Genomic DNA, 21,013 nt, shown 5'->3' on the forward strand with positions numbered 1-21,013 from the left:
GAATGCGCTGATGTCTGAAGAATTGGCGGCGCTGAAGCGGCGGTATCCGGGGGCGGAGACGTTCAAGTTCGGCGACAGCGCCGCGTTGTGCGACACGCTTCTTGCGCTGGTGCGGGCCGGCAAGAAGGTGGCGACCTGCGGCGCGCTGCGGGACTTCGAGGCTGGCGAGCCGATGCCCGCCATCGGGCGGCGGGACATCGCGCTCAACTGGGACGACACGCCGGCGCTCGTCATCGAGACCGTCGAATTGGTGGAATGCCGCTTCGACGAGGTGACGGAAGCGATGGCGCTCGCCGAGGGCGAGGACGACAGCCTGGAGGGCTGGCGCGCGGGCCATCGCGGCTATTTTGAACGCAATGGCGGGTTTTCGCCGGATCTGCCGATCCTTTGGGAGCGGTTCGTTCTCATTGAAGATCTGGCGCGTTGAGGATTTCTTCGCCTCAGGGCGCGGAGGTGGCGCGGCGGTGGTGCGGCAGTGGCCGGCGGGCGCGGTGCGCCGGACGCGGCCGCGTTTTCATCCGGCAGGAATGTCTTCATCGCGAAGGCGCGTCGTCCTTCCGAAAAAGCGCCGTCACCCCGAAAGGGGATTTCGGGATGACGGGGGCGGGTCAGGCGGCGAGTTCGAGGCGCTCCGCATAGAGTTTCTCCCACAGAGCGCCGATCACGCGGCGCTCGTAATTCAGGCCGAAACCTTCCACGACGAGGCGTTCGAGCTCGGCCGGGGAGGCGATCTGCCAGTCTTTCGTGACGCCGTCGGCGCTGACGCGCTTCGCCGTCCGGTTCATCAGGGTGAGCTGGGCTTCGGGGCGCGTCAGGCTCAGCATCAGATTGTCCGGAAAGGGGGCGCCGGCCCGCCAATGGGTGCAGAGATAATTGGCGCTTTCGATGTCGATGGCGGTGAAGGGGCCGTCGTCGAAGCCGAAGAGCTGGAGAAATTGCTCCCCCTCGCGCCGCTGGAGGAGCGTTTCGCCGGTTGCCGCGTCATGGGTAAAGCGGAAGGTGGCGCCGGCGACCGTCTGCTCCTCGTTCATAACGAGTTCGAGCGGGCCGAAGGGGCCGGGACCGCCGAAGCCGGCATCGACGAGATAATCGCGCCCTTCAAGCGTCGCGATCCAGGCGAGATGGGCACGGATGCCGCCCGTCGCAGCGCCCATGCGCACGCGGGCGAGAACCGGCCTTGCGGTGAAGCCGAGCGCCTTCAGCGCCGCGCCGAAGAGGCCGTTCAATTCGAAGCAATAGCCGCCGCGCCGCCGGATGACGAGTTTCTGCCAGATCGCGTTCGGCGAAAGGTCGGGGACGATGCCGAGATAGGGCTCGATATCCTCAAAAGCGATCGTCGCCATCTGGGCGCGCTGGAGCGCGGTCAGGCCTTCCAGGGTCGCCGGGCCTTGGCTGAGCCCGATGCGGGCGAGATAGGTCTCTAAATTGAAAGACATGGGTTGCTTCTCCCGGTGGCGCGCCTTGGACGTGGCGTGGCGCGGTCGGACGGCTTTTAGAAAGAGGGGCGGGCCGGCGCTTCCTAAATGCCTCTTAAGGGCGGCGACGCGATCCTAAAATTCGCCTAAGCTCGGGCGGTGCCGGCGTGGGCCGGGGTTCGGGCGTCATGGCCATGCGGATCGACCAGGAGCTTGCCGATTTCATCGCGAGCCCCGTGATGATGATCGTTGGAACGCGCGACCGGGCGAACCGGGCGGAGATCGGCCGGGGCGTCGGGGCGTGGTCGGTGCCGGACGCAAGCGCGGTCGAGATCGTCGTCTCCGCCTGGCAATGGGGGGCGACGGTCGCCAATCTCCGCGACACCGGCGCTGCGGCGATCACCTTCACGCGGCCGGTCGATTACGTCTCCTACCAGGTGAAGGGCCGGGCGCTGGTGGGCGAGGCGCCGCCCGCCGCGCGCGACCGCTCGGCCCGCTATATCGCGGCGATGACGGAGGCGCTCGCCGCGCTCGGCGTGACGCCGGCGATGAGCTCTCTCTGGCTTTCCGGGCGCGAGCCGGTTCTCGTGCGCCTGGCGATCGAGGCGGTCTTCCACCAGACGCCGGGGCCGCGCGCCGGCAAGGAAGTGGAGGCGGAGAGGTGAGCCTCAGCCTTGCAGATCTTTCGGGCTGTTTCGAAGGCGTCATTCCCTCGGTCGTTGCGACCGTTGCCGAGGACGGCACGCCCAACGTCTCCTATCTCTCGCATGTGGTGCGGGTGGACGAGGCGCATGTGGCGCTGTCGAACCAGTTCTTCACCAAGACCGCCGCCAATCTGCGCGCCAATCCGGTGGCGACGCTTCTTCTGGTCGACGGGCGCGACGGACGGCAGTTTCGCCTCGGCCTCAGCTTTCAGCGCCGGATGGAGGAGGGGCCGCTCTTCGTGCGGGTCGCAGCGCTGCTTGCGGCGACGAGCGCACAGGTCGGCATGGCCGGCGTGATGCGCCTGCGCAGCGTCGATGTGTTTCGCGTCGAGGATATCGTCGAATGCCCCTCGCCCGAAGGCGGCACGCCGGCGCCGGTTGCCCGCGAGCCGAGCCTTGCCGAGGTCGCAGCCGTCGTCGAGCGGATTGCGGGGGAGAGCGAGCTCATCGGGGTGGTCGACGAGATCCTGCAGGGGCTCAACCGGCATTTCGGCTATCGGCATGTCATGGTTCTGGTTGGCCCGAATGGGGGACCGGGCGGGGGCGCGAGCCCCGCGGCGAGTGAGGGCGCGGGCGCAGAAGGGAGCGGCGGGACGCTGACGACGATCGGCAGTCTCGGCTACGAGCGCTCCGGCATCGGCTCGGAAGTGGCGGTCGGGGAGGGCGTGATCGGCATGGCCGCCGCCCGGGGGCATACCGTGAAAGTGAGCGATATGAGCCGCGTCCGCCGCTATGGCGCGGCCGTGCGCCAGGCGGGCGCGGACGAGGACCGGTCGCGCATGATCGCGCTCCCGGGGCTTGCCGATGCGATGAGCCAGATCGCCGTGCCGATGATGGCGCATGGCAGCGTGCAGGGCGTGATCTTCGTGGAAAGCCGCGAGCGCCTCGCTTTCGGGACGAGCGCGGAGACGGGGCTTGCGATCGTCGCGCATCAGGCGGCGCAGGCCGTCGCGCTTGCCGAAATGCTGGCGCGCGAGAGCGCTTCGGACGAGGGGGAGGGCGCCGCCGAGAAGCCGCCCGAAGCGACGTTTCAGGTCGATCATCACGCGTTCGACGACAGCGTCTTCATCGACGGCCGCTATGTCATCAAGGGCGTGGCGGGCCGGGTGCTCGTGCATCTCCTGGACGCGTATCTGCGCGAGACGCGCACGGATTTCAGCAATCGCGAGATCCGTCTGGCGCGCGATCTCCGGCTGCCGGACTACAAGGACAATCTGGAGACGCGGCTTCTCCTTCTGCAACGGCGGCTCGACGAGCGGGCGCTGCCGGTGCGCCTTCTGCGCCAGGGCCGCGGGCAGATCCGGCTCGTCCTCAAGGGTCAGCCGGTGCTGCGCCATCTCGACAGATGACGCAGGCCCTGGCCGGTTTGAAGCGCCGTCTCAGGCGACGGTGAGGACGATCTTGCCCTGGATGTGGCCTTGCGCAGCGCGTTCGTGGGCCTGACGCGCTTCGGCGAGCGGGAAGGTGCTGTCGATCATTGCGCGAAAGGTGCCGTCGTCGAGGCGGCGGGCGAGTTCGGCAAGCTGCGTGCCGCTCGAGCGCACCTGCGTCGCGGAGACCGTGATGCCGCGCTTTTCGGCTTCCTCAGTGCCGGCAAAACCGAGCGGGAAGATCGGAAAGAGGGCCCCGCCGGGTTTCAGGCTGGCGAGGAAGCGGCCGGTTCGGGGGCCGCCGACGGCATCGACGACGAGATCGAGATCGTGGACGACCTCCTCGGGCGGAGTCCTGGTGTAGTCGATGACATCATCGGCGCCGAGACCGCGCAGAAAAGCCTCGTTGCGGCCGGAAGCGACGGCGATGACGCGCGCGCCCTGCCACTTTGCGATCTGCACCGCGAAATGCCCGACGCCGCCCGCCGCGCCGTTGACGAGCACGGTCTTGCCGGCAAAGGGGACCGGGCGATGCTGCGCCGGCTGCAACGGGTTCGGCTCATCGTGGCCGAGGTCGATCAGAAACTGCCAGGCGGTCAAAAGCGACATCGGGGCGGCGGCCGCATGGGCGTGATCGATGCCGGCGGGTTTTCGAGCAAGCTCGGACGCCGGCACGGTGACATATTCCGCGTAGGCCCGGCTTTGCCCGGCGAGACCTTCGGGAAAGCGCACCATCGCATAGACGTCGTCGCCCGCTGCGAAACCTTCGGTGCCGGGGCCGAGCGCTTCGACGGTGCCGGATATGTCGGTTCCCGGAATGGCCGGGAAGTCGACCTTCGGCTGCCATTCGAGCGGCAGCATGCTGTAGCCGTCGCGCAGATACCAGTCGGGCGGGTTGAGGCCGATCGCATGGACGCGCACGAGGACTTCGCCCGGTGCCGGCGAGGGCTTCGGCGCGTCCTCGTAGCGGAGCACGTCCGGCCCGCCGAAGGCGTGGAAGCGAACGGCTTTCATGGTCTCGCTGAAGGTCGCTGGCATCGTCTCTGGCGACATGGCTTTCACCCTTGCGGTGGATGGGATAGAAATATCCGGAACGGTGCTCCATATATTCGGAGCAGCGTTCCGTTTGTCAAGGGGAGAGAATGCGAGCCGACGCGAGGAAGAATTACGCGCAGCTTCTGGCCGTGGCGCGCGAGGTGGTCGCCGAAGAGGGCGCCGATGCCTCGCTGCGCGATATCGCGCGCCGGGCCGGCGTCGGCCTGGGGACGCTCTATCGCCACTTTCCGAGCCGCGAGGCGCTGCTCGATGCGCTGCTGCGCGAAAGCTTCGATGCGCTGACGGCGCGGGCCGCGGAGCTTGAAGCCACACATTCATCGGGGGATGCGCTGGTGGCGTGGCTGCGCGAGGCCGTCGCCGTCGCGCACAATTTCAGGGGGGCGATCGAGGCGATGGTGGCGGCGATCGCCGACGAGGCCTCGGCGCTTCATGCCTCCTGCCAGGAGATGCACGCGGCGGGCGGGCGGCTTCTTGCCCAGGCGCAGGCGGAGGGCGCGGCGCGGGCCGATCTCGACGGCACGGACTTCTTTGCGCTGTTGAGTGCGCTCGCCTGGCTGCGGGATCAGCCGGCGCTTCGGATGCGGGCCGATCATCTTTTCGACGTGATCGCCGGCGCCATCCTGACGAAGGGGTGAGGCGCCGGCGGGTTTGTCTTCGGGGCGGGCTCAGGCGGCTCTGGGCCTGGCCGAAGCCCGGCCCAGGCCTGGCCAGGTTTTCAGTCCGTCTCGATCTCGTCGAGGAAGGCCGCGACGCGTTTGCGGACGGCTTCCGCGCCGTCGAGTTTCAGGACTTCGGCTGCGAGATCTTCGCAGGCGGGCTTTGCGAGGCGGCGGACGGTGAGCTTGAAGGTGCCGATATCGACGGGCTTCATGCTGAACTCGTCGAGCCCGAGACCGAGAAGGACCGGGGCGGCGAGGCGGTTGCCGGCCATCGCCCCGCACATGCCGATCCAGATGCCGGCCTCGTGGGCGGCTGCGATCGCGCGCGCGATCATGCGCAGGACCGCCGGCTGGAGCGGATCGGAGAGCTTTTGCACCTTCGGGTTCGCCCGGTCGGCCGCCATCACATATTGCGTGAGGTCGTTGGTGCCGATGCTGAAGAAATCGACTTCCGGGGCGAGGCGGTCGGCCATTTCGGCGGCGGCCGGCACCTCGATCATGATGCCGATTTCGAGCTTGTCGTCGAAGGGCTGGCCGGCCTTGCCGAGCCTGTCCTTCACCGCCTGAAGCCGATCCTTGGCGGCGCGCAGCTCCTCAAGGGTTGAAACCATCGGGAACATGATGCGCACGGGACCCTCGGTGCTCGCCCTGAGGATCGCCGCGAGCTGGGTGTCGAAGAGCGCCGTCTCGTCGAGGCTGTAGCGCAGGCCACGCCAGCCGAGATTGGGGTTTTCCTCCGCCGGCCGGTCCATATAGGCGACCGGCTTGTCGCCGCCGATATCCATGGTGCGCACGGTGAGGGGTTTGCCCTTCAGGCCGGCGATGATGCGCTTGTAGATCTCCGTCTGCTCGTCCTCGTCGGGTGCCGCGTCGCGGCCCATGAAGAGGAATTCGGTGCGCATGAGGCCGATTTCTTCCGCGCCGCTGTCGGCGACGGCGGCGAGCTCTTCGAGCGAGGCCATGTTGGCGGCGGCGCGCACGCGGTGGCCGTCTTTGGTCTCGGCCGCGAGGTCTTTGGCCGCTTCCGCTTCGGCGCGAAGGGCTTCGAGGGCGGCGCGGTCGCGCTCCATCCTGGCGATATCATCCGGATCGGGCGCAAGATCGAGACGGGCCTTGCCGCCGTCGAGCAGGACTTTCCGGCCGTCTTTCACGCCGTTCAGCCCCTCGCCGAGGGAGAAGACGACAGGGACCGACAGATTACTCGCCAAAATGCCGGCATGGGAGGTTTCGCCGCCGACGGCGGAACAGATGCCGAGAACCGACGTGTCGGCGAGGCGAAGGACGTCGGAAGGGCGCAGTTCGTGAAACGCCAGAATGGCCGGCTCGTCGGGGAGGAGGGAGGCCGCCTCGTCTCCGACGAGAAAGCGCAGGACGCGCTGGCCGACATCGACGATATCGGCGGCCCGGCCCTGCAGGAGCTTGTCTTCGAGCCCGGAATAGGTGTCGGCGAGCTCCGACATCGTCTCCTGCCAGATCGCGGCCGCGGCGAGCTTTTCGGAGCGGATGCGCTCGCGCACGCCGCCGGTGATTTCCGGGTCGTGAAGATAGGTGATGTGGGCGGAAAAGATCTGGCGATCGTAGTCGCTCAGGCCTTCGCCCATCGCCTGCATGGCGGCCTTGATCTCCGCTTCCGCATCTTTCAGCGCCTTGTCGAAACGCGCGATTTCGGCGTCGGGATCATCGATTGCGGCCGCCTCGATCTTCGGCATTTCCTGGCGGACATGATGGAGCGGACCGAGGGCGAAGCCGGGCGCGATGGTGATGCCGGTCAAAGTGTCGGTTGCTTCCGGCGCCTCTGACGTCGCGGGAGAGGCGGCCTGGGGCTTGGACGGGGTCGGCTTTGAAGGTGCGGGCGCCTCGGCCGGCATCTCGTCGTCTTCGCCGAAATTGTCCTCGACGAGGCGGCGCATGGCGGCAAAGACCGCGTCTGCCTCTTCCGGCGAGGCGGTGAGGCGGATGCGGTCATTGCCGGTGACGGCCGAGAGCATGATGCCGTTGATGCTCTTGGCGTTGACCGGCTTCTTGCCCTTGGTGAGGTTTTCCAGACGGATGTCGCCGTCAAAGCCGTTCATCGTCTGCACCAGCAGCGAGGCCGGGCGGGCATGGAGGCCATGCCGGTTGCGGATGACGAATTCCTCGGCCTTGGTGTCGCTGTCGTCTTTTGGCGCAGCCGCGTCGGTGTCTTCTGAACCCGCTTCGGGAGCGGCGACGGCACCGGCTTCCTGGGCCTCGCGCATGACGTCGGCGAGCTTGCCGCCGGAGGCGATCTGCACGGCGGCGGCGAGAACGCCTTCTACCAGCGGCGCGTCGCAGAATTTGACCTTTTCCTGTTCTTCGGGCTCCAGGAGGTCGATCGCCATGTCGGCGCTGAGCTTTGCCGAGCCGAGATCGGCAAAGATCAGGACGCCTTCATCCGACATGACCTCGTGGATCGCCTCCAGGACACGGATGCCATCCGTGCCCAGAGGGTTTTCCGGATCATCGACGCCGCCGGCCGCGGCGATCGGGATCTCGACCTGGGTCATCCCATCGGCGAGTTCCTTCACGCCCTCGGCAAGTCTGGCGCTGTGCGAGACGACGACGATGCCGATCATTGCGACGTCTCGGCGACCGCATCGGCGAGCGCACGGATGATCAGGTAGCTCGAGGTCGCCCCCGGATCCTGATGGTCGATGCTGCGCTCGCCGAGATAGCTCGCCCGGCCGCGCTGGGCCTGCATCGGGATCGTCGCCTTCATGCCTTCTTCGGCGGCGTCGGCGGCGGCTTTGAGCGCTTCGGCGGCGCTCTTGCCCTCGGCGACCGCGGCTTTCAGCGCTTCGGCGGCCGGGATCTGCGCATCGAGCATGGTCTTCATGCCGGGTTCGGCGCGGCCGCGTTTTTTCACCCCGGCGATGCCGTCTTCGAACATCGTCACGAGATCGGCCGGCTCAAGTGCGGCCTTGCCCGCAAAGGGTTTGCCGGCGTCGAGAAAGAAGGTGCCGTAGAGCGGGCCCGAAGCGCCGCCGACCTTGGAGATCAGCGTCATGGCGACGGCCTTCAGGACGGCGCCGACATCTTCCTTGTCGGAGAGCGTCGCAACGACGGCCTTGAAGCCGCGGTCCATGTTGTTGCCGTGATCGGCATCGCCGATGGGGGAATCGAGCTCGGTGAGGTAGGCGCGCTTTTCGGCGAGCACCTCGGCGCTCTTCTGGAGCCAGAGGCGGATGGCGGCGGCCGAAACGGCCGCCTCGCTGTTCGTGGTCTCGCTCATGGTCACACACCCCAACGCAGGGCCGGTGTGTTCACCGGCGCATCGTAAAGGCGCAGGATCTCCTCGTCGGCCTTCACCAGCGTGATGGAGACGCCCGCCATTTCGAGCGAGGTGATGTAATGGCCGATGAGCTTGCGGACGATCTTCACGCCGTGCTTTTCGGCGACTTCGGCGAGCTTGGCGTAGACCGTGTAGAGCTCCGAAATCGGCGTTGCGCCCATGCTGTTGACGATGGCGATCGCCTCGTCGCCGGACTGGAAGGTGATGTCCTTCACTTCGACATCGACCCAATCGCCCTTCTCAGAATCCCATTCGGTGAGCTCGCGGGTGTAGGCGCCGTCTTCCAGAATGCGGGTGGCGAGGATTTCGGTGATCTCGTCGGCGCTCTTGATCGGCATGCGCTCGGTTCCGGGCTCGCCGTGAATGCCGATGCCGATTTCCATCTCGTTGTCGGCGAGTTCGAAGCTCGGCGTGCCGTTCTGCGGCGTGGTGCAGGGGGTGAGGGCCATGCCCATGCTCTTGCCGTGGATGTTGACCTTCTTGCAGAGGGCGGCGAGCTGGTCGAGGTCGTAGCCTTCCTGGGAGGCGGCGCCGCAGACCTTTTCGGCGATGACGGTGGTGCCGAGGCCGCGGCGGCCGGCGGTGTAGAGCGAATCCTTCAAGGCGACGTCGTCGTCGATGACGACGTTGCGGACTTCGATGCCCTCGTCGCGCAGGAGATCGGCGGCCATGCGGAAGTTCAGCACGTCGCCGGTGTAGTTCTTGATGATCTGCAGGATGCCCTTGCCGCCGTTCACGGCCTTGCCGGCTTCATACATCTGATCGGGGGTCGGCGAGGTGAAGGTCTGGCCGGGGCAGGCCGCATCGAGCATGCCCATGCCGACATAACCGCCGTGAAGCGGCTCGTGACCGGCACCGCCGCCGGAGACGACGGCCACCCGGTTCTGGACGCCGCCGGCGACGGCGACGTAATTCGGGTCGAAATGGACCTCGATCTCAGGATGCGCGAGGCCGAACCCCTTGAGCTGTTCCAGCGTCACGTCTTCGGCGTTGTTGATCAACTTCTTCACGGCTTGTCTTCCTTTTCAGGAGTGGGGAGCTTGGGTGGCGCTGAGATATCGCGCCTCTGCGCCGGGCCTCGGGCCATGGCGCAGCATCTGCCTCTCGGCATGGAACGGCCTTCATGACGCGCGGCAGGTGCGCCGCGGCCGGTCGTCGGGTCCGAGATGAAGATAGGGGAGGAGAGGGCGTTTCGAAGCCCCGCGCAGCGTCTGGCCTTCACATGCGGCGGAAGGTGGGCCGCGGAAGGGGAAGCTGCGCCCGGGCGACGGGATGAGCGGATCGGCGCGGGACTGGCAATCCGGGAGATGAGACCAGCGGAGGAAATGAGAATGGCGGGTCTGGCGCCGGATTTTTCAAAAAACAGCGTCGATATCGGGGGCTTTGCGCCCTCTGAACTTACTTTTTCAAGTATAGATCCCGACACCATACGCCTATTCTCTACGACGACATCAATTTTCCCGCGGAGATTGAGATGTCATGCGTATGCACCTAGCGTAATAGACCTTCGTGACTGTCATATAGTCATGCAAAACCCGGGGCAAGGTGTAATTGATTGAAATCAATTGGACATCCCGGCGAGCTTCGGCGGTTTCGCGGGCGTGCGCGCGACGACGCGCCGTCGCGAGGAAACCTCGTGGCGCCACGGGCGTTCTGGTGCGATGACACGCTTTCCTTCTCTTCCCCTTCTTCCTCTCGCCCTCCTCGTCGCCCTTGCAGCCTGCTCTCCGGACGGAGATCAGCAGGAGGCGAACGGGGCTTCTTCGCAAACCTCGGAAAGCCCGGCAGGTGCTGTGACCGGATCTGAGACGGCGCCGGATACGGGGTCTGAGGGGGCTTCGGAGACGGACGCGCCTGCGCCGTCGTCCGCATCGGCGCCTGTGGCCTCGCCCGAGGTCGGATCTGCCCCCGCGTCCGGACACGTGATCGGGCTCGAGGGGCTCGGCGATCTCAGAATCGGCGAGGCGGTGCCTGAGGGGGGAAGTTTTGCGGAGCGGGGCGCGCAGACGAGCGAGGCCTGCCGCACGGTGAGTTCGCCCGATTATCCCGGCGTCTATGCGATCGTCGCCGACGGCAAGGTGCAGCGCATCACCGTCGGGCAGCGCTCAGACGTCAAGCTGGCCGAGGGCGTGGGCATCGGCTCCAGCGAGACAGAGGTGCGGAGCTGGTTCGGCGGCTTCCGCGAGGAGCCGCACAAATATGAAGAGGCGCCGGCCAAATATCTGACGGCACCCAATGCCGAAAGCGGCAGTTCGGCGCTGCGCTTCGAGATCGGCCGGGACGGCAAGGTGAAACTGTTTCATATCGGCGTGATGCCTTATCTCGCCTATGTCGAGGCCTGTGCGTGAGGCCCCGTCACGGGAGGTGCGAGATGCGATCTGCGTGAGACGGCCCGCGGGGGGAGCCCGCGGACCGGGTTTCTCACAGGCCTTTCTTGCGGCCGGTGAACATCGGCGTGATCAGGTCTTCGTGCTTGTAGAGCTTGTAGAAGACGATCGAGGCGATGTGGACGCCCACCATGATCAGGAGCAGCGTCGAGAGGGGTTCGTGCCATGAGAGCGCCTGCCGCGCCGTCTCGATGGAGACGTATTTGGCGAGCGGTCCGGCGTTGATGTAATCCTCCGGATCGGCCAGGAGGCCGGTGCCGATCTGCATGGCGAGCACGATCAGGACGCCGACGATGAAGAGGGCGCCGAGAGGGTTGTGCCCGGGGCAGTTCGACGGTTCGCGCGAGGCGAAGTGGCGGGCGTAATGCAGGATCCTGCGCGGGCCTTTGACGAAGTTCACGAAGCGCGCATTGGCGGACCCGACAAAACCCCAGACGATGCGGATGACGACGAGAGCCGCCACCGTGTAACCCGCATAAAAATGCAGGGTCATCTCGTCCGGGCCGAACTTGCCGAGCCCCCAGGCGGCCGCGAAGGCCACGACCAGGGCCCAGTGAAAGATGCGCACCACCGGATCCCAGACGCGGATCTCCTCACCGGCCTGCAAGGGTGCGTGCTCGGCGTGTCCGGTGCGGTGCGGGATATCGCCGGAGGGGCGGGGGACTGGACCCCGGCCCGGTTCGCTCATTGTCGACATGTCTCAGATCCCTTGGGTTAATCGTTCCTCGGGTTCGAGGAGCGCCTGGCCCGGAGAGGCTCCGAACCAGACGTTCCAGGCTTCAAATTCCGGCTCAGAAATCCTTGGCGCGGAAATCGTCGTGGCAGGATTTGCAGGCGCCGCCGAGCTTGCCGACGGCCGGACGCAGCTGATCGAGGCCTTCGCCGGCGACGGTGTTGAGGTTCTGGACGGCGGCGACATAGGCCTCGGCCTTCGCATGCATGCCATCCATGTCGTCCCAGATCGCCGGCAGAGCGCGGGTCTTGCCGGGCAGGTCCTCGTTGGAGGTGCCGGGGGCGAGGAGGCCGGCCATCGAATAATGCGTCAGCGCCTCGAGGTTCGCGGCATGGGTTTTCGCGGCCTCGGCGTCATAATCTTTTTCGCCCTTCGCCATGGCGGCGAGGTCGTGCATCTCAAGACCGAGCAGGCGGAAATAGCCGATCCGGGCATCGGCCACATCCTGCGGCGACTGGGCGAGGGCCAGGCTCGGAGCGGCAAGGACGGCAAGGGAAAGGAGAAGTCTACGCATCATAATATCCTTCGGATCAATCTTCGTTCAGGTGCGAGTTCGCAAAGCTGCGAACTCCGCGGAGGTGCCCCGTCCCCGCCGAGCCGGTTTTGCCAATACATATCGGGACCGGAATGCGACACCGGGACACCCCACGAAAGGCGTAGGGCCGGAAACGGCGGTTCTCTGCGGAAGTCGCCGCCGACGCTCACGAAGTTGTGCGGAATCCGCGATGCACCACAAGAAAACGCCCGCGCGAGGCGGGCGTGTGCGAAGGCTCGAAGGTGGCTGCCCGAAGATCTTTCAGGCGGCTTTTCTGGCGGCTGCCCCGGACGCTTGCGACGCTTTCGGCCCGGGGAAGATGTCAGTTGAAGAGGGAATCGATGTCGTCCTGCGAGACGACGTTGTCGTCGCTCTTGAGGGCCGGACCGTTGAGGAGCGCCTCGTCGCCCTCGCGCTCGTCTTCGGCATGTTCCTCGAACGCATTGGTCTCGCCGGACCAGATCTTCAGCATCTTGTCGATGCGGCCTTCGATGAATTGCAGGAGGTTGACGACCTTGGAGATGCGCTGGCCGGTGATGTCCTGAAAGTTGCACGCCTCGAAGATGGCGATGCAACGGTCGTTGATCCCCTGCAGCTGGGCGCGCTCGTCATCACCGAGCGTCTTGCCGAGCTTTCTGGCGATGTCGTCGATCTCTTCGGCGGAGGTGAGGATCGTCTCGGTGGCGCCCTCCGTGTCGGCGACGACGGCATCAAGCTCGTCGGCTGCGCGGTTGAACTGCTTGGAATCGACGGCCTTGGCGTGGATCGAGGCGATTTCGCCGCGCGTGTCGCGGATGGCGTGCTGAATGGCCTCGACGCCAAGCCACAGCTTTTGCTGGTCGGCGACGACCTCATCCTGCTTGCCGGCGATCTGCCGGAGCTCGGAAAGCTCGGTGAAAATCTTGTCGAGGCGAAGTGCCAGGCTGAGCTGCTCGGTGGCGTGCTGTGCCCAAGCCTCCTGCTCGGTCACATCCTTTTTCGCGGTGGCGCGCTTTGCGGACATACGTGAACCCTATCCCATCAAAGAAAGTGGCGACTGTATATTCGAAGGTCCGAAAAGAGAAAAGATGGCGGGGGTTTGCGGCGCAAGCCTGGCGCAAGTCAGTTCAATTTAAACACACCTCGATCCCGCCGGAGATAGCGGTGCAGTCTAGATTCTATACGGAGCGCGGCGAATGTCGTTGAACCTTTCCATGCCGATCCTTGTCGTCGACGATTACAAGACGATGATCCGGATCATTAAGAACCTGTTAAAGCAGCTCGGCTTCGAAGATATCGACGAAGCGGCCGATGGCAGCGAGGCGCTCAACAAGATGAAGGAGCGCGACTACGGCCTCGTCATCTCTGACTGGAACATGGAGCCGATGACCGGTTACGAGCTTCTGAAGCAGGTGCGTGCCGACGACAAGCTGAACGCCACGCCGTTCATCATGGTCACGGCCGAGGCGAAGTCGGAAAACGTCATCGCCGCCAAGAAAGAAGGCGTGAGCAATTACATCGTGAAGCCGTTCAACGCGCAGACGCTGAAGGGCAAGATCGAAGCCGTCTTCGAGAACTGATCACCTTCCGCAGGCCCGACCTTCAAGGTGTGGGCCGACGCGCCCGTTGAGCTTCCGGATTGTCTTTCGGGACGCTTTCGGCGCAACCGTCTCCACGACCGCCGCTCCTCTCACTCTCGCGGTCGTCCGCGCGGCTGCTTCGGCAGCCGCGCGCCTCACCCCGTCCCTTCCTCTTCGTGCCCTTTTTTCGGGTCGCTTTTCCCGCCTTCACGCCGTCGTGTGCCTCGCGCCTGGCGAGATCGTTCCTTTTTGAGTCCAAAAGACAATCTAATTGCCCCGCTTCCGGGGCGATCGAGCGCGATCGGGCGTCTTTTCGGCTGAAAAACCGTGGCGCATCGGCAACAATTCGGCCCGCCGATCCTCTCAATCGCCGTTCTCGCGCGCCAGACGCGCGCTGCGCGCCGCCCGAGCCCCTCCGAAAACCGCAGAAATCCGGGCTTTTTTCGGCCTGAGAACGGTAACATTTTATTATCCAGCATTTTGGAGTGAAACGTCTCCGGCAACGGATTCAGTTGTGATTGAGTGGAATGAAAGTGATCGGTACTTCGAAATCCATCGGAGCCGCAGTTCTCCTGCAACAAATACTGCGGAATACGAAAAATTTTAATTTAAATACCGAGGGTGCGAGATGTACGTCGTTGTTGATCCCCGGGCAGAGGTCGCTGCCGGTTTCACGTCCATGTTCAGCCGCGAAGGCCTTTCCGCTGTCGGTTTCGACTCCGATGAGTTCCAGGAATGGCTGACGACGGCCGCTGAGCGGGATCTGTCGGCGGTGCAGGGCTTCCTCCTCGGCGACTTCGCCGAGCGGCCCAACTATCCGAACCTCATCCGCAGCCATTCGCGGGCCCCGATCATCGCCCTGAGCGACGTGCGCTCTCTCGAGCAGACGCTGGAGCTCTTCACGGCGGGCATCGACGACGTGGTGCGCAAGCCGATCCATGTGAAAGAGATCGTGGCGCGCTCCGACGCCGTGTGGCGGCGCATGAACGGCCCGAAGCAGGAGGTCTCCAGCGACCGGCTGAAGATCTTCTTCGACGGCCGCGACCCGGAAGTCGACGGCGAGCCGCTCGCCCTGCCGCGCCGCGAGCGCCACATCCTCGAATATCTGGCGAAGAACCGCATGCGCCGCGTGACCAAGACGCAGATCTTCAACGCCATCTACGGCGTCTTCAACGACGACGTCGACGAGACGGTGGTGGAAGGCCACATCAGCAAGCTGCGCAAGAAGCTCCGCCTGCGCCTCGGCTTCGAGGTGATCGATGCGAAGCGCTATCTCGGCTACCAGTTCGTCGCCTGAGCGGCGGCGGACTTTTCCCGAAGAAGGCAGAGACCCGGGCAACGACCCTGGGAGAGCCGCGAAGAGACGCGGACAAGAGAGCCGTAGACAGACCGTCAAGAAACCCGGGCCGGGACCCGGGAGCGGCTCTGAGAGTGGCCCCCTGAGAGAGGCCCCGAGAGACGCCCCAGACGGTGGCCCCGCGAGACGCCCCCAAAAGAGACTGGGGGCCTGAGGCGGCTCAGCCGACCTTGAGGCCCAGACGAGCGGCCTGACGCTCGACAAAAGCATGCATGCGCTCAAGACCGGTTTCGGTCAGGCGGACGAGGGTGCGACGACGGTCGGTCTCGTCGGGGAAGCGCATGATGAGATCCGCCTCCTGCAATTCATCGATGCGGCGCAAAGCCGTGGTCGTGGCGACGCCAGAGGCGAGACACAGGCTCGTGACGGAGACGAAGCGACCGGTGGCTTCCGCGACGGCGAGATCCAGCATCATATCCCAGGCCGGATCGGAGAAGAGCTTCGCCTTGAAGATCGCGTCGCGATCGGTGCGTGCTGCGACCAGAGCGCGAAGATAATCGGATTCCGTTGCAGACTTGGACGGCTCGGGGCTCGTACGGCCGGTGAGGTCGAGGGCACGGCGGATGGCGATCGCCACCTCTTCCGCGGACACCGGCTTTTGGAGAAAATCGACGGCATTGAGACGCAGCGCCGCGACCGCGCGATCGAGCGAGGCGTTGCCCGTCATGACCACGGCCGTGAGCGGCCGGCTGTTCCGCCTTGCCGTCAGCTTCTGCAAAAGCTCGATTCCATCGATCTGCGGCATCTGCAGATCGGTGACGATGACGCGCAAACCTGGGTTGCGCTGTACGATCGCTAGAGCTTCGACGGCGGTGCTCGCCTTCAGCGGCGGCAGATCAAGCGCGGCCAAGCCTTCGGCCAGCTCGTCGAGAATGTCGATATCGTCGTCGACGAGGAGAATCTGCGGCTGGGATTTGGTTCTGGCACCAGGTTCCTTGGTATCCATATCGTGCTGATACCTCACGATGCCTCCTTCCGTTTCACGGCGGAGATTGAGAGGCACTTCCTAAGACGGGGTTTAGTCAATTGATCCGAAACGCGCGAAGCTTGCTAAGCTTTCATTGACGATACACCCATCGAGTTGTCCGGCCGCAAACGGCCGCCCATAGCCCGACCGCCCCCAAGGGCGACTTAATCCGTTGGTCCGCATCGTGTAAACAGCCTGAAGGTCCGCATCATTCTTGCCCGAAGGCATTCTGCCCCGAGAGATCGGAGACAGAGGCTGCAGCAACAAAAGAGCGCTCTGCGTCCTTTTGTTGCATTGGGCCAAGTCTCTCAGCTTTGGGCGACAGGGGCAAGGGGCTTCAACGCGAAGCTGCATTCCGGCGGACCGTGGCGAGCGGCCAGCGGATGATTTTGCAATCCACGAAGCGCGCCTCCAGATCCGCCAGCATTTCGAACGGATCGACGGGCTTGAAGAAGAGGACGTCGGGGCCGAAGGGTTCGCCGAGCGCGACGTCCGTCGCCTCGCCGGTGATGAGAGCGAGAACCCGCGGACGCAGCGGTTTCGGGAGCCGCCGGGTCCGGGCAATGAGGTCGAGGCCGCTCATTTCGCCAAGGCGCAGATCGGTCAAAAGGCAATCGGGCGCAAGTCCTTGCACAAGCAGAGCGTGTGCCTGCGAAACGCTTGCGCACAAGGTCGGTCGCCAGTGCTCGGCCTCCAGAAATTCGGCGATTTCGGCCGCAAGCTCGCGCTCGTCCTCACAGATCAAAATTGAGCGAGGTGACATCAGGCGGCTTCTTCAAGCGAGAGGGCCTCAGAGGCGATGGGCAGGCGGATGGTGAAGCATGCCCCGGCTCTGACGTTGCGGGCGACGATGTCGCCGCTCATGTCGCGTACGATGTTGCGTGCCATGGAAAGACCGAGACCGGTGCCTTTGCCGACGGGTTTCGTCGTCACGAAGGGATCGAAGAGATGCGCGATGATCTCCTCGGGAATGCCGCCGCCATTGTCTTCGAGTTCCAGGACGACCGAGCCGGCCTGCGCCCAGCCGCGCACCTGGAGAACCGGAATTCGATCGATGTCGCGATCGTGAAGCGCATCGAGGGCATCGCGGGCATTCACCAGAATGTTGACGATGACCTGCTCGAACATCGTCTGTTCGCCGGCGACGGCGAGATCGGTGGAGAAATCGAGGTCGATATCGAGGCGGATGCCGGCGGCGCGATATTGCTCGGCGACGAAGCCGATGGCGAGCTGAACGGCGTCGTGAAGGGCGAAGGGCTCGCATTGCTGTGAGGTGAGGCGGCCATAGCGGCGGACCTGGTCGGTGATGCGCTTCACCCGTTCCACCTGGTCGCTGATGCGGGTGAGTTTGGCGGCGAGCGCCTCGCCGGTCTCGCCATTCTCCAACAGGCGGCGGGCATTGGCGATGGCGAGCCGGATGACGGCGAGAGGCTGGTTGGTCTCATGGGCGATGGCGGTCGCCATTTCGCCGAGCGTCGCGAGCTTCGCCGCCTGCATCACCTTGAGTTCGGCATCGCGCAATTTGGTGACGTCGGCGAGGGCCAGCATGCGCAGCCGCCGGCCGCGCCAGCGCGCGGGCGAAATGGTGCCGCGCAGGGAGCTGATCTCGCCGTCGCGGCGACCGAAGCTCAAAATCGTGGAGCGGGTTTCGCCCTGATCCGTTGCCTTGGACACGTCGATGGCGGAGCGGATGAGCCGGGTCCAATCCGGGTGGGTGAGCGGGGCGCCGACGAGCTCAAGCGCTTCGTCATTGGCGAATTTCACTTCGTGGGTGTCCGGATCGAAGATCAAGGCGACGAAGGGCATCGCCTGCATGGTCTTTTCGAAGCTGGTTTCGACCTCGATCTGGGCGCGCCGTGCCTCCAGGACGTCGTGCAGACGCCGGCGATCGCGTCGCGCCTGGACGACCAGGAGCAAAACGAGGCCGCTGCCGCTGATGAACATCAAGGTGAGGGGAAGCGCTGCCGTTTCTTTCGAAAGCGCGGCTTCGCGGCGGTTGATCTCGTCGTTGTCGACGACGGCCGCCTCCAGGATGGTTTGCAGATTGCGCCCGAGAGGGACGAGTTCGCTGCGCCATTGCGAGATGAGGCGCCCGCTCTTCGGAGGTGGCGGAAGCGGGGCTTCGAGGCGGGCGAGATAGGCGTCGATGCGCGTCCGATAGGCCTTGAGGGCCGGGGCGAACGCATCGATGCCCGCAATCAGGCGGCCTTCTTCCGAGGCATAGAGGAGCGGCAGGCGCGAATCGAGAAGTTCCAGACGCAGCCTGAGCTGGTCGATGATGCGGGGGGAGGGATCGTCGCGGGCGATATCCAGAGTGGCGGTGGTTTTGACGTATTCGAGCTGCGCCTGATAGGCGACCCAGCCGGAGCTGCGGATGGAGGTCGCCAGGAGCTGGCGCTGCTCGGACTGGCGGAGATAGAGCATGCCGGTGGCGATGAAGAGGCCGAGCGTCGTGACGACGAGAGCGCCGGCAAGCAGCTTGCGCGCGATTTTTGCCTTCTTACTCAACACGGAAGTCGATGCTCCGGATCTGCCAGATCATCCGGCTGTGGTAGAGATGGCTCGCAAGCTCGGGATACGCGTCGACGGGATAGACGATGCGGAAGGGGCCCTTGTCGCGGATGCGCATTTCCTCACCGTCGTGGCGCACCGCCATGATGACGTCGTAGAGCGCCCAGTCCGATTGCGGGATTTCGGCGGAATAATCGTTGAGCGCGACGAGAGCCGCTTCGACGACGGGGAGACCCGCAAGATCGGCGAGGGTGGCGAGGAGCGGGCCGCTGAAGGTCTGGTTTCCCGCCTCCCAGGGCGTGTGGGTGACGATCACCTGCTGCTCGAGCGCCTCGATGTCTTCCACGCTCATCAGCTTTTCCGCGAGAACGGCGCCGCTTGCGCCCAGCCAACGCAGCGTCAGGTCCTGTGCGGCGACGGGGCTGCCGACAATGGTTGAAAGTAAGGCGGCTAAGAACAGTGAAAGGCGGAACATTAAGGGGCCTGCAATTTGTATTTTGATCTCATTGTCGTGCAATCTTCAAAATTAGGTTTATTCGGGATGCTGTTTTGTCGGGATAGATCTTGCCGAGAGATCCCGAATCTCGCCGTCGTAATCAAAACTACATCGTCTCTAAAATGGCAGCTGTGTTGTGGTTATCGTGGATGATCGGGAGGCTGTGGGCCTTCGTGTCCTGCTTGCCTGCGTTATGTTGCAGTTTTCCGAAGCTGACGCAGCAGAACAGAAACACTTGATTTTGCAGTTAAGGAGCTTGAGTCGAAGAGATTAAAAACCGACGGGTTTGCAAACTCGGCTGCGGCGCGAGGGCGAATGGGCGGGCCTGGCAGAAGGCGGAAAACCGCCTGTCGGAGTGGCCTCTGAAAGTTCAATCGGCTCCGCGAGCCCGGCGGAAGGCGGCGCTGCGGCGTGGCGTCGCGGCGATGGAACCGAACGGCGTGAAGGCCGCAAGGGAGCCGGACGGGGCCGGGATTGCGCAGATCGGGCGGGGGCTTAGCGGCTCATCTCATCTCGTCTCGGGGCGGCCGGCACGGAAGGAATCCTCCACGCCTTCGACGACAGAATCGAAAATGCCGCGCTTTGCGGCGGGATATTGCAGGCTGAAACCCTGCACCGTGTCGCCGCGCACGAAGAACTTTTCGTAAAAAATGTCCGAACCGCGATAGCCGGAGACGACCAGCCAGTTCTGCCCCTGCGGCGAGTAGGTGACGTTTTCGTAGCCGCCGGTGCCGCGCATGAGGGCGCGCAGATCGGCGGCGTCGTCGACGCCTTCGACCGCGCGGGCGGAGAGTTCGAGCCGCGCCTCATCGCCGACGAAGGCGGTGCCATAGGCGAGGGGCGCCTCTTGCGGGAAAAGCTTTTCGGGATAGGCGAGGCGGGCGCCGGAGCGGGGATCGGCATACGTCGTCCAGCCCTTGGGGGCGGCGGCCGCGGTTGTCGGCACGAGAACGGGCGCTGCGGCAAGAGCCGCTGCGGCGGTGAGCCCGGCGATTGCGGTCGCGCTCAAAGCGGCGCGCAGGGTGGCGGCGAAAGCCCTCATCATGGCGTCCTTTCCACTGTGCGAGTGGAGACGAACGGCAGGACGGAGGCATCGTTCCGAAATCGCCCTCCAATCTGAAATCGGCGGGTGGCTCACTCGCCCGCGAGCGAGGCGATCATGTCTTCCATGCCGGCGGTGTTGTGCATGCGCAGGATGGCGGCGCAGGCGGCGAAATCGTGCCGGCGGAGCGCATCGACGAGAAGCCGGTGCTCTTCGATCACGGAGGCGAGCCGGTTGGGCCGGTAGCCGAGGCGCCGGCGGAGTGCATAGATGAGCTCCCAGCCGAGCTCGAAGAGGCGCGTCGCCTCCGCATTGCCGGCCAGTTCGAAGAGTCTGGTGTGCAAGGCGCGGTTGGCCATGATGATCTCTTCGAGATCGGCTCTCTCCACCGCCGCGGCATGGGCCGCCTGGAGGGCTGCGAGCTCGTCGAGCATGGCGAGGGTGATGCGCGGCATGAGCCGCTGCACCGCGAGCGTTTCGAGCGCGGTGCGGACCTCGTAGACGTCCTTCAGGAATTTCTCGTCGATCGGGCGGATGACGGCGCCGCGATTGGGCAGGATGGCGACGAGCCCTTCGCCCTCCAATTTGCGCAAAGCCTCGCGCACCGGCATGGCGCTGAAGCCGAAGCGGCGCGCCGCATCGGCGACCTTCAGGCGCTCGCCCGGCCGATATTCGGCGGTGACGATGGCGCGCCGGATGAGCGCCGTCGCCTGTTCCACAGAGGTCGGACCAACCTCCTCCTCCTGCGCATCCATCCTGATCACAACCCGAGCCTTTCGGCTCTTCTCCCCCAATCTGTTCTCTTTGCCACAGAAGAAGCACTTCCTCCATTGGTCAAACGATGCGCGCGACGCGTTTCCCGGCGAAGGCGCCGCGAGCCGCCGGGGCAGGGTGTGGCGCCGGGTGCTTGTG

At 65.0% G+C, this 21,013-nt stretch carries 21 protein-coding genes; 7 read left to right on the top strand and 14 right to left on the bottom strand.

What is annotated here, in order from left to right; translation table 11 throughout:
* Positions 1-10 precede the first annotated feature (10 nt).
* The gene (locus ACK8CP_RS01010) at positions 11-427 is read left to right on the top strand and encodes an ASCH domain-containing protein (RefSeq protein ID WP_414833044.1); all 417 of its coding nucleotides are present in this window, start codon (positions 11-13) and stop codon (positions 425-427) included.
* Between the two features lie 181 nt (positions 428-608).
* On the opposite strand, the gene ACK8CP_RS01015 is transcribed toward ACK8CP_RS01010, so the two are convergent.
* The gene (locus ACK8CP_RS01015) at positions 609-1,436 is read right to left on the bottom strand and encodes an arylamine N-acetyltransferase family protein (protein WP_414833045.1); all 828 of its coding nucleotides are present in this window, start codon (positions 1,434-1,436) and stop codon (positions 609-611) included.
* A 167-nt stretch (positions 1,437-1,603) separates the two neighbouring features.
* Here ACK8CP_RS01015 and ACK8CP_RS01020 point away from each other — a divergent pair, with 167 nt between their 5' ends.
* Both ACK8CP_RS01020 and ACK8CP_RS01025 read left to right on the top strand, forming a co-directional pair.
* On the top strand, positions 1,604-2,080 hold the full coding sequence (locus ACK8CP_RS01020) for a hypothetical protein (RefSeq protein ID WP_234628753.1): 477 nt from the start codon (positions 1,604-1,606) through the stop codon (positions 2,078-2,080).
* The gene (locus ACK8CP_RS01025; RefSeq protein WP_414833046.1) at positions 2,077-3,468 is read left to right on the top strand and encodes a pyridoxamine 5'-phosphate oxidase family protein; all 1,392 of its coding nucleotides are present in this window, start codon (positions 2,077-2,079) and stop codon (positions 3,466-3,468) included. Before ACK8CP_RS01020 ends, ACK8CP_RS01025 begins: the two co-directional genes overlap by 4 nt.
* A 30-nt stretch (positions 3,469-3,498) precedes the next feature.
* On the opposite strand, the gene ACK8CP_RS01030 is transcribed toward ACK8CP_RS01025, so the two are convergent.
* Positions 3,499-4,542, bottom strand: a complete 1,044-nt coding sequence (locus ACK8CP_RS01030) for an NADP-dependent oxidoreductase (protein WP_414833047.1) — start codon at positions 4,540-4,542, stop codon at positions 3,499-3,501.
* An 89-nt stretch (positions 4,543-4,631) separates the two neighbouring features.
* Here ACK8CP_RS01030 and ACK8CP_RS01035 point away from each other — a divergent pair, with 89 nt between their 5' ends.
* Positions 4,632-5,180, top strand: a complete 549-nt coding sequence (locus ACK8CP_RS01035; RefSeq protein ID WP_414833048.1) for a TetR/AcrR family transcriptional regulator — start codon at positions 4,632-4,634, stop codon at positions 5,178-5,180.
* Positions 5,181-5,260: 80 nt separating this feature from the next.
* On the opposite strand, the gene ptsP is transcribed toward ACK8CP_RS01035, so the two are convergent.
* The 3 genes from ptsP to dhaK are packed head-to-tail and all read right to left on the bottom strand — an operon-like array spanning position 5,261 to position 9,524.
* The gene (gene ptsP / locus ACK8CP_RS01040) at positions 5,261-7,798 is read right to left on the bottom strand and encodes a phosphoenolpyruvate--protein phosphotransferase (RefSeq protein WP_414833049.1); all 2,538 of its coding nucleotides are present in this window, start codon (positions 7,796-7,798) and stop codon (positions 5,261-5,263) included.
* Positions 7,795-8,454, bottom strand: coding sequence for a dihydroxyacetone kinase subunit DhaL (dhaL, locus tag ACK8CP_RS01045; protein ID WP_414833050.1), 660 nt, complete (start codon positions 8,452-8,454; stop codon positions 7,795-7,797). Before dhaL ends, ptsP begins: the two co-directional genes overlap by 4 nt.
* Before the next feature lie 2 nt (positions 8,455-8,456).
* On the bottom strand, positions 8,457-9,524 hold the full coding sequence (dhaK, locus tag ACK8CP_RS01050; protein ID WP_414833051.1) for a dihydroxyacetone kinase subunit DhaK: 1,068 nt from the start codon (positions 9,522-9,524) through the stop codon (positions 8,457-8,459).
* A 651-nt stretch (positions 9,525-10,175) separates the two neighbouring features.
* On the opposite strand from dhaK, the gene ACK8CP_RS01055 reads away from it, so the two are divergent.
* Positions 10,176-10,862, top strand: a complete 687-nt coding sequence (locus ACK8CP_RS01055) for a hypothetical protein (RefSeq protein ID WP_414833052.1) — start codon at positions 10,176-10,178, stop codon at positions 10,860-10,862.
* Positions 10,863-10,935: 73 nt separating this feature from the next.
* Here ACK8CP_RS01055 and ACK8CP_RS01060 read toward each other — a convergent pair whose 3' ends face one another.
* The 3 genes from ACK8CP_RS01060 to ACK8CP_RS01070 form a co-directional block, all read right to left on the bottom strand.
* Positions 10,936-11,598 carry a cytochrome b/b6 domain-containing protein gene (locus ACK8CP_RS01060; protein ID WP_234628745.1) on the bottom strand — a complete coding sequence of 221 codons (663 nt, stop codon included), beginning with the start codon at positions 11,596-11,598 and terminating at the stop codon, positions 10,936-10,938.
* A 94-nt stretch (positions 11,599-11,692) separates the two neighbouring features.
* Positions 11,693-12,151: a c-type cytochrome gene (locus ACK8CP_RS01065; protein ID WP_414833053.1), complete on the bottom strand. Its 459-nt coding sequence runs from the start codon at positions 12,149-12,151 to the stop codon at positions 11,693-11,695.
* Between the two features lie 340 nt (positions 12,152-12,491).
* Positions 12,492-13,172, bottom strand: a complete 681-nt coding sequence (locus ACK8CP_RS01070; protein WP_234628743.1) for a protein phosphatase CheZ — start codon at positions 13,170-13,172, stop codon at positions 12,492-12,494.
* A 172-nt stretch (positions 13,173-13,344) separates the two neighbouring features.
* Here ACK8CP_RS01070 and ACK8CP_RS01075 point away from each other — a divergent pair, with 172 nt between their 5' ends.
* The gene (locus tag ACK8CP_RS01075; protein ID WP_234628742.1) at positions 13,345-13,728 is read left to right on the top strand and encodes a response regulator; all 384 of its coding nucleotides are present in this window, start codon (positions 13,345-13,347) and stop codon (positions 13,726-13,728) included.
* 628 nt (positions 13,729-14,356) lie between these two features.
* A complete protein-coding gene (locus ACK8CP_RS01080; protein ID WP_234628741.1) occupies positions 14,357-15,025 on the top strand; it encodes a response regulator transcription factor in 669 nt (222 codons plus the stop codon).
* A gap of 220 nt (positions 15,026-15,245) precedes the next feature.
* Here the strand turns inward: ACK8CP_RS01080 and ACK8CP_RS01085 are convergent, their stop codons facing one another.
* From ACK8CP_RS01085 to ACK8CP_RS01110, 6 genes are all read right to left on the bottom strand, one after another.
* A complete protein-coding gene (locus tag ACK8CP_RS01085; RefSeq protein ID WP_234628740.1) occupies positions 15,246-16,049 on the bottom strand; it encodes a response regulator in 804 nt (267 codons plus the stop codon).
* Positions 16,050-16,389: 340 nt separating this feature from the next.
* The gene (locus ACK8CP_RS01090) at positions 16,390-16,815 is read right to left on the bottom strand and encodes a response regulator (RefSeq protein ID WP_234628739.1); all 426 of its coding nucleotides are present in this window, start codon (positions 16,813-16,815) and stop codon (positions 16,390-16,392) included.
* Positions 16,815-18,563, bottom strand: a complete 1,749-nt coding sequence (locus tag ACK8CP_RS01095; RefSeq protein WP_414833054.1) for a sensor histidine kinase — start codon at positions 18,561-18,563, stop codon at positions 16,815-16,817. Before ACK8CP_RS01095 ends, ACK8CP_RS01090 begins: the two co-directional genes overlap by 1 nt.
* Positions 18,553-18,915: a molybdopterin-dependent oxidoreductase gene (locus tag ACK8CP_RS01100; RefSeq protein WP_414833055.1), complete on the bottom strand. Its 363-nt coding sequence runs from the start codon at positions 18,913-18,915 to the stop codon at positions 18,553-18,555. The genes ACK8CP_RS01095 and ACK8CP_RS01100 overlap by 11 nt, the downstream gene beginning before the upstream one ends.
* Before the next feature lie 652 nt (positions 18,916-19,567).
* Complete coding sequence (locus ACK8CP_RS01105) at positions 19,568-20,104, bottom strand: hypothetical protein (RefSeq protein WP_414833056.1); 537 nt, start codon at positions 20,102-20,104, stop codon at positions 19,568-19,570.
* Between the two features lie 89 nt (positions 20,105-20,193).
* Positions 20,194-20,856, bottom strand: a complete 663-nt coding sequence (locus tag ACK8CP_RS01110) for a GntR family transcriptional regulator (protein WP_234629382.1) — start codon at positions 20,854-20,856, stop codon at positions 20,194-20,196.
* Positions 20,857-21,013 lie beyond the last annotated feature (157 nt).

Source organism: Afifella sp. YEN Y35, from assembly GCF_047553465.1.
GTDB classification, from domain to species: Bacteria; Pseudomonadota; Alphaproteobacteria; order Rhizobiales; family Afifellaceae; genus Afifella; species Afifella aestuarii.

Excerpts from the sequence above, each read along its gene's own strand:
- ACK8CP_RS01010 (WP_414833044.1), top strand. The coding sequence starts at position 11 with ATGTCTGAAGAATTGGCGGCGCTGAAGCGGCGGTATCCGGGGGCGGAG.
- ACK8CP_RS01015 (WP_414833045.1), bottom strand. The coding sequence starts at position 1,436 with ATGTCTTTCAATTTAGAGACCTATCTCGCCCGCATCGGGCTCAGCCAA.
- ACK8CP_RS01020 (WP_234628753.1), top strand. The coding sequence starts at position 1,604 with ATGGCCATGCGGATCGACCAGGAGCTTGCCGATTTCATCGCGAGCCCC.
- ACK8CP_RS01030 (WP_414833047.1), bottom strand. The coding sequence starts at position 4,542 with ATGTCGCCAGAGACGATGCCAGCGACCTTCAGCGAGACCATGAAAGCC.
- ACK8CP_RS01035 (WP_414833048.1), top strand. The coding sequence starts at position 4,632 with ATGCGAGCCGACGCGAGGAAGAATTACGCGCAGCTTCTGGCCGTGGCG.
- ptsP (WP_414833049.1), bottom strand. The coding sequence starts at position 7,798 with ATGATCGGCATCGTCGTCGTCTCGCACAGCGCCAGACTTGCCGAGGGC.
- dhaL (WP_414833050.1), bottom strand. The coding sequence starts at position 8,454 with ATGAGCGAGACCACGAACAGCGAGGCGGCCGTTTCGGCCGCCGCCATC.
- ACK8CP_RS01055 (WP_414833052.1), top strand. The coding sequence starts at position 10,176 with ATGACACGCTTTCCTTCTCTTCCCCTTCTTCCTCTCGCCCTCCTCGTC.
- ACK8CP_RS01060 (WP_234628745.1), bottom strand. The coding sequence starts at position 11,598 with ATGTCGACAATGAGCGAACCGGGCCGGGGTCCAGTCCCCCGCCCCTCC.
- ACK8CP_RS01065 (WP_414833053.1), bottom strand. The coding sequence starts at position 12,151 with ATGATGCGTAGACTTCTCCTTTCCCTTGCCGTCCTTGCCGCTCCGAGC.
- ACK8CP_RS01070 (WP_234628743.1), bottom strand. The coding sequence starts at position 13,172 with ATGTCCGCAAAGCGCGCCACCGCGAAAAAGGATGTGACCGAGCAGGAG.
- ACK8CP_RS01075 (WP_234628742.1), top strand. The coding sequence starts at position 13,345 with ATGTCGTTGAACCTTTCCATGCCGATCCTTGTCGTCGACGATTACAAG.
- ACK8CP_RS01080 (WP_234628741.1), top strand. The coding sequence starts at position 14,357 with ATGTACGTCGTTGTTGATCCCCGGGCAGAGGTCGCTGCCGGTTTCACG.
- ACK8CP_RS01090 (WP_234628739.1), bottom strand. The coding sequence starts at position 16,815 with ATGTCACCTCGCTCAATTTTGATCTGTGAGGACGAGCGCGAGCTTGCG.
- ACK8CP_RS01100 (WP_414833055.1), bottom strand. The coding sequence starts at position 18,915 with ATGAGCGTGGAAGACATCGAGGCGCTCGAGCAGCAGGTGATCGTCACC.
- ACK8CP_RS01105 (WP_414833056.1), bottom strand. The coding sequence starts at position 20,104 with ATGATGAGGGCTTTCGCCGCCACCCTGCGCGCCGCTTTGAGCGCGACC.
- ACK8CP_RS01110 (WP_234629382.1), bottom strand. The coding sequence starts at position 20,856 with ATGGATGCGCAGGAGGAGGAGGTTGGTCCGACCTCTGTGGAACAGGCG.